General features: G+C 69.2%; 6 protein-coding genes. 1 reads left to right on the top strand and 5 read right to left on the bottom strand.

Annotated elements, in window-relative coordinates; genetic code table 11:
* Together AC529_RS20150 and AC529_RS12715 are read right to left on the bottom strand one after the other, a co-directional pair.
* Window positions 1-116 (bottom strand): ROK family protein (locus tag AC529_RS20150; RefSeq protein WP_157080212.1); only part of this gene is annotated, 116 nt, incomplete at its 3' end.
* A gap of 128 nt (window positions 117-244) precedes the next feature.
* The gene (locus AC529_RS12715) at window positions 245-619 is read right to left on the bottom strand and encodes a hypothetical protein (protein ID WP_232306723.1); all 375 of its coding nucleotides are present in this window, start codon (window positions 617-619) and stop codon (window positions 245-247) included.
* 329 nt (window positions 620-948) lie between these two features.
* Here AC529_RS12715 and AC529_RS12710 point away from each other — a divergent pair, with 329 nt between their 5' ends.
* On the top strand, window positions 949-2,745 hold the full coding sequence (locus AC529_RS12710) for an AMP-dependent synthetase/ligase (RefSeq protein ID WP_068756942.1): 1,797 nt from the start codon (window positions 949-951) through the stop codon (window positions 2,743-2,745).
* Between the two features lie 99 nt (window positions 2,746-2,844).
* Here the strand turns inward: AC529_RS12710 and AC529_RS12705 are convergent, their stop codons facing one another.
* From AC529_RS12705 to AC529_RS12695, 3 genes are all read right to left on the bottom strand, one after another.
* A complete protein-coding gene (locus tag AC529_RS12705; RefSeq protein WP_068757580.1) occupies window positions 2,845-3,870 on the bottom strand; it encodes a C40 family peptidase in 1,026 nt (341 codons plus the stop codon).
* Window positions 3,871-4,431: 561 nt separating this feature from the next.
* Entirely contained in the window at window positions 4,432-5,427 is a 996-nt protein-coding gene (locus tag AC529_RS12700; RefSeq protein WP_068756940.1) for a C40 family peptidase, read from the bottom strand.
* 210 nt (window positions 5,428-5,637) lie between these two features.
* Window positions 5,638-6,110, bottom strand: a 473-nt coding sequence (locus AC529_RS12695; RefSeq protein ID WP_198156413.1) for an NYN domain-containing protein, incomplete at its 5' end; no start/stop codon positions are given.

The raw sequence follows: 6,110 nt of genomic DNA, 5'->3' as shown, positions 1-6,110 counted from the left end.
GCTTCGCCGTCGGCGGGGGTGGGGTGCTTCACTTTCTCCAGGATCCGGCCGTCAACATCGACAACGCCGGCGGCAACCTTGGTGCCGCCGATGTCCACGCCGATCGTCAACCGCATGGTCGGCTCCCTTTCACCTCATGCCCGAGCTCACGTCCGAGTGCCCTGGGGCTCGCCGATTGGAGTAAACCATTGGATTAAACCAGTCCCGATGCTCGGCCTGGACGGTCGGCCCTGCCGCCTCCGGCCTATCGTCCCGTTTCGGAAGGGGACCCGGAGGACTCGCCCCCGGGACGGTACCGCAGCGAGCGCTCGACCGCGGAGAGGCTCCTGCTCATCGCGTCGAAGACGAGCGCGCCCGCGGCGCTGAGATGGCGGCCCACCTCGGGCAGGGTCTCCCGCGCGATGGCGAGGACCTGGTCGGCCACCGGGACCTCCGGCTCCGGTTCCGGCTTGACCGCCTCCGCCCACACGTCCTCCTCGCGGGACCGCGGGGAGGTGACGTTGTTCACCTGGCGCCGCAGCCCGGCTGCGAGCAGCCTGCGTTGCAGCGTGTCCACCAGACGTAGCGCCTCGTCGATGATCTCGGTGGAACTTCCCTGGTCACGGTTGGAACTGGCCATGCTCACCCGTCTGTTCATCGGTTGCCTCGTCCCACGGTAATCGTCCATCGGCCTGCTGTCTGCGCCGAATGTCAGAAACCTTGGTGGCTCGGGTGGAAGTTCCAGAAGATGCCTGTTTGTCGTTTCTTTCGTACTGCCGGTGCGCCATACTTGCCCCGCCGCGCTCCGGCCCTAGGACCCGCGGGCGGCGGGCACGACGGTCCGCTCCGGGACGTGGAGGCAGGGTCACCATCGCATACCAAAAGGAAACAGAAACTACCGATGAGTAGCTGAAATTGTTACCGTCGTCACACTTCTTGCCACGCCCGCACGACACCAGGAGTTGAACAGTGCGTGAGTACACCAGCCCCGCGGTAACGGAACTGCCTCCGGACGCGCGCCTCACCAACACGGTCTTCACCCGTGCCGCCGAGGAGCCCGACGCCGTGATGTTCCGGCGGCTGGAGGACGGCCAGTGGCGGGACGTCACCTGCGCCGAGTTCCACCGCGACGTCGTACGCATCGCCAAAGGGCTCATCGCCGCGGGCATCGAGCACGGGGACCGGGTCGCCCTCATGTCGCGCACACGCTACGAGTGGACCGTCATCGACTACGCCATCTGGACGATCGGCGGGGTCACCGTCCCGATCTTCGACTCCTCCTCTGAGGAACAGGTCCACTGGATCCTCAGCGACTCCGGCAGCAAGGCCGCCTTCGTGGAGCACGGCGACCACGCCGCGCGGGTCAAGGCGGTCGCCGACCGGCTGCCCGACCTCGGCGAGGTCTGGCAGATCGAGGGCGACGACCTCACCCGGCTCGCCGAGTCCGGCGCCGAGGTGGCGGACGCGACGGTCGAGGAGCGCCGCCTCGCCACCTCCCTCGACGACCTCGCCACCCTGATCTACACCTCCGGGACCACCGGCATGCCCAAGGGCTGCGAGCTGACCCAGCGCAACCTGGCCTTCGACGTCATGAGCGTCAACAGCGGCCCCATGCGCGAGGTCTTCTCCACCCCGGGGCGCTCCACCCTGCTGTTCCTGCCGCTGGCGCACTCGCTGGCCCGGATCATCCAGGTGGGCTGCGTGGAGACGAAGACCGTGATGGGCCACTTCCCCTCCACCGGCCCGGACCTCCTGGACGCCCTCGCCTCCTTCCAGCCCCGCTTCCTGCTGGCCGTGCCCCGCGTGTTCGAGAAGGTCTACAACAAGGCCGAGCAGAAGGCCATCGCCTCGGGCCGGGGCAAGATCTTCCGCGCCGCGGCCGACACCGCCATCGCCTACAGCAAGGCCCTGGACTCCGGCAGGGTGGGCTTCGGGCTGCGCCTCAGGCACGCCCTGTTCCGTGTGCTCGTCTACGGCAAGATCCTGGCCGCCGTGGGCGGCCAGGCCACCCACGCGGTCTCCGGCGGATCCGCGCTGGGCGAGCGGCTGGGCCACTTCTTCCGCGGCATCGGCCTGACGGTCCTGGAGGGCTACGGCCTGACCGAGACCTCCGCCCCCACCACCGCCAACTCCCCCGCCGACAACCGGATCGGCACGGTGGGACGGCCCATCCCGGGCACCTCGATCCGCATCGCCGAGGACGGCGAGGTGCTCGTCAAGGGCGACCACGTGATGCGCGGCTACTGGAACAACCCCAAGGCCACCGAGGAGGCGTTCACCGAGGACGGCTGGTACCGCTCCGGAGACCTCGGCTCCCTCGACGACGACGGGTTCCTGCGCATCACCGGCCGCAAGAAGGAGATCATCGTCACCTCGGGCGGCAAGAACGTCGCCCCCGCGGTCATCGAGGACCGCATCCGCGGCCACGCGATCGTCAGTCAGTGCATGGTCGTGGGCGACAACCGCAAGTTCGTCTCCGCGCTCATCACCATCGACCCCGAGGCGTTCGAGTTCTGGAAGCAGCAGAACAACAAGACCGGGACCATCGCCGAACTGGTCGACGACCCCGACCTGCGGGCCCTCGTGCAGCAGGCCGTGGACGACGGCAACCGGGCCGTGTCCAGAGCCGAGTCGGTGCGCAAGTTCGCCATCCTGCCCGTGGACTTCTCCGAGGCGGGCGGCCAGATGACCGCGTCCCTGAAGCTCAAGCGGCACGTCATCGCCAAGCAGTTCAGCGCCGAGATCGAGGCGCTCTACGCGGAGTGAGCCGCCGCACCGGTCCTGCGGCGCGCAGACACGAAGAAGCGTCCCGCCTCCCCGGGGAGGCGGGACGCCGTGCGTTCTCCTCGGCGGCCGACGGGCCCGTCAGGCGGGCCGGACCGCGCCGACGAAGTTCTGCCGGTAGTAGGAGGTCAGCTCCACCACGCTGATGGGCTTGGACGAGGTGGAGGCGTGCACCATGCGCCCGTCCCCGGTGGCCATGCCCACGTGGGTGGGCGCGGTGCTGTCGTAGAAGAACAGCAGGTCGCCCGCCTGGATGTTCTCCCAGGAGACGCGCTGTCCGGCGTAGAACTGGTCCTGTGAGACCCGGGGCAGGCTCACGCCGGCCGCCGCCCAGGCGGCCTGGGTCAGCCCGGAGCAGTCGTAGCCGTTGGGTCCGGTGCCGCCCCAGATGTAGGGCTTGCCGACCTGGTTGAGGGCGAACTCCAGGGCGATCCTGGCCTTGCCGGTGGCCGAGCCGGCGGTGGCCGTCCCGCCGGAGGAGCTGCTGACCGTGTTGATCCCGGCGGTGGCCTCGGCCTGCTCGTCGGCGGTCAGCTCGTCGAGCAGGGCCTGCTGCTCGGCGATCTTGTCCTCGCCCTCCTGGCGGGCCGCCTCGGCCTCGTCGAGCTTGTCCTGGGCCTCCTGCTCCGTGGCCTCGGCCTCCTCGCGGAGCTGCTCCAGCTTCTCCTTCTGCTCGACGTAGCGGTCCAGCTTGCCCTGCTGGCTCTGCGACAGGTAGTACAGGTCCGCCGACTGGGCCAGCATCTCGTCGGGGTCGGAGGCGCCGATCAGGTAGACCAGCGAGTCGTAGTCGGCCCCGCTGTAGGCGGTGTTGGCCAGGATCCTGATCGACTCCTGGAGCTCGCCGAGCTCGTCCTCGGTCTCCGCCAGGTCGTCGTTGATCTCGTCCAGCTTCTGCTGGGCCGCCTCGTGCTCTTCCTTGGCCTTGTTGTATGCCTCGTTGAGCTCGGAGAACTCCTGCTCCAGCCGTTCGATCTCCTCGCGGACCTCGTCGGCGGTCGGCTCGGCGTGGGCGACCCCCGGGGTCAGGGCGAGGAGGCTCGCGGCGATGACGCCCGTGGCCGTCAGGCGGCGCCAGAAGCCACGGTTGCGGCGGTCATCATCCACGGTGTGGCACACCTTTCTCCCGTGTCCGCCTACCGGTGGAACGCCTGTGGGTCGGGACGGGGAGACGCCCGACAGCGTGAACAGCTCCCCTGGCGCGGTTCGTTCTGGGGGTCGCACGCCGGGAGGGGAGGTTTCCGGCCTCCGCGTTCGAAGTGCAGGGGGGCTGCGGAGTGCGGCGGGAGCGGTCGCTGCCATCGGGTGATGGCGAGAGTCACGACTCTGCTCGGTGCTGAACATAGTGCATTCAGCGCAGCATGCTCAACCAATTCGTTATTTTCCGCAAAAAATCTACAAACGTCCTAAATCACGTTGCGGACGGACCGCACCCCTGCGACCAGTGCCGGAAAGCCGACGCCTCCGGAACTTCCGGACCCCCTCCGCGGTCGCCTCCGGCCCCGGAAAGCAGGCCGGGAGCGGCGGAGCAGTGCTCGACGCCACTCCCGGACCGGGACCTGCGCACGGTGCGCCGAATCCGGGCGTCCTCCGCACGGGACCGGGGCCGCGGCCCGCCGGTCCCTCCCCCGGGAGGAACGCCCGTCACCTCACCCTCGGGAGACGCCGCTACGGGCGCACCGCGAACTGGAAGTGCTGGCTCCAGTAGCCGGACAGCGAGACGACCTCGATGGTCCGCCCGGAGCTGGGGGCGTGGATCATCTGGCCGCCGCCCACGTACATGCCCACGTGGCCCAGTTCGGGGTAGAAGAAGATCAGGTCGCCGGGCTGCATGCTGTCGTAGCTCACCCGGCTGCCGACGGTGGCCTGGGCGTAGGTGGTGCGGGGCAGGCTCACGCCCGCCGCGCCCCAGGCGCGCATGGTGAGGCCGGAGCAGTCGAAGCCGTCGGGGCCGGTGCCGCCCCAGATGTAGGGCTTGCCGAGCTGGGCGTAGGCGTAGTCGAGGGCGGTGCGGGCGTTGCCCGAGGCGGGGCCGCTGTAGGAGCCGCCGGCCGAGCTGGACCCCTGGGTCAGCGGGTCGGCGCCGGGGAACTGCGCGAGCAGGTCCTCCTGCTCCGCGATCTTGTCCTCGACCTCCTTCTGCTTGTCCTCGACTTCCTTCTTCTTGTCCTCCGCCTCTTCGAGGAGCGCCTCGTTCTCCTCCTTGAGCTGGATCAGGCGCTCCGAGGAGTTGCTGAACTCCTCCAGCTCGGCGCGCTGGCTCTCGGAGAGGTAGCTGAGGTCCGCGGACTGCTCGAGGATCTCGGACGGGTCGTCGACGGAGAGGATCGTCGAGACCGCCTCCAGGTCGGGGGACATGTAGGCGGCGCTGGCGAAGCCGGCGACCTTCTCCCGCAGCTCCTCGTAGCGCTCCTCCTCGTCGCCGAGCTGCTTCTCGATCTCCTCGACCTTCTGCTTGGCGGCCTCGTACTCCTCCTGGATCGCGTTGTACTCGTCGACGAGGGCACTGGCCTCCTCGTGGAGGTCCTGGAGCTTGGCCTCGACCTCTTCCTGGGTCGGTTCCGCGTGCGCGATCCCTTGGGGCAGCACCAGGCTGCCGGCCGCCACGAACCCGAGTCCGGTCGCGATTCGACGGGCCGCGCGCCGTCCACCTTTGTCAGCCATGGGGCGGTACACGCTCCTTAGATCAAAGTCACCGTGAGGGGTTGGTGATAGGGGGATGCGTCCGGGGGATGCGACGCATGGAGCCGGTGGCGCGGACGGGGGTACACAGCCACGACTCCGGATAGAACTTAGCGGCTCCCTTTCGGGGGACTCAACCGCGATGAGGAATTGTAACTGTCGGCACAGCGGGCTCTTCCGTTCCCGGCAGCCTCAGTCCAGCCGCCGGAGCAGCAGCGTCGACGGCACGGCGCGCGCCTTCTCCCGGCGCACCGCCGTGACGATCTCCTTGTCCGAGGTGACCACCACCAGCGGCCGTCCCTCCGGTTCGGCCCGCACCAGCCGGATGATCAGCTCGTCGGCGGTCTCCCCCGGGCTGCTGAAGAGCACCCGCACCCGGCGGGAGGAGGCCAGCACCACCGGGGAGTCGATCTCGGCGCCGTCGAACACGCAGGTGATCTCGGCCTTGGTCTGCGAGGCCAGCCCCTCCAGCCCGGCCAGCAGCCGGGCCCGCTGGTCGGCCAGCGGCCGGTCGCCGTACCCGGTCTTGGTGACGTTGTAGCCGTCCACCAGCAGATGGACGTGCGGAATCGACAGCAACTGGTCGACGAACCGGGGGTCGTCGTCGGGCAGGCCCCGCCCCGGGACCTCCGAGGTCCCCGCGCGCGCCTCGGCGGCCACCAGGT

This window comes from Thermobifida cellulosilytica TB100 (assembly GCF_001517975.1).
Lineage (GTDB): Bacteria > Actinomycetota > Actinomycetes > Streptosporangiales > Streptosporangiaceae > Thermobifida > Thermobifida cellulosilytica.
The sequence above is the reverse complement of the archived record's forward strand: the minus strand, read 5'-3'. Positions and strand labels throughout refer to the sequence as shown.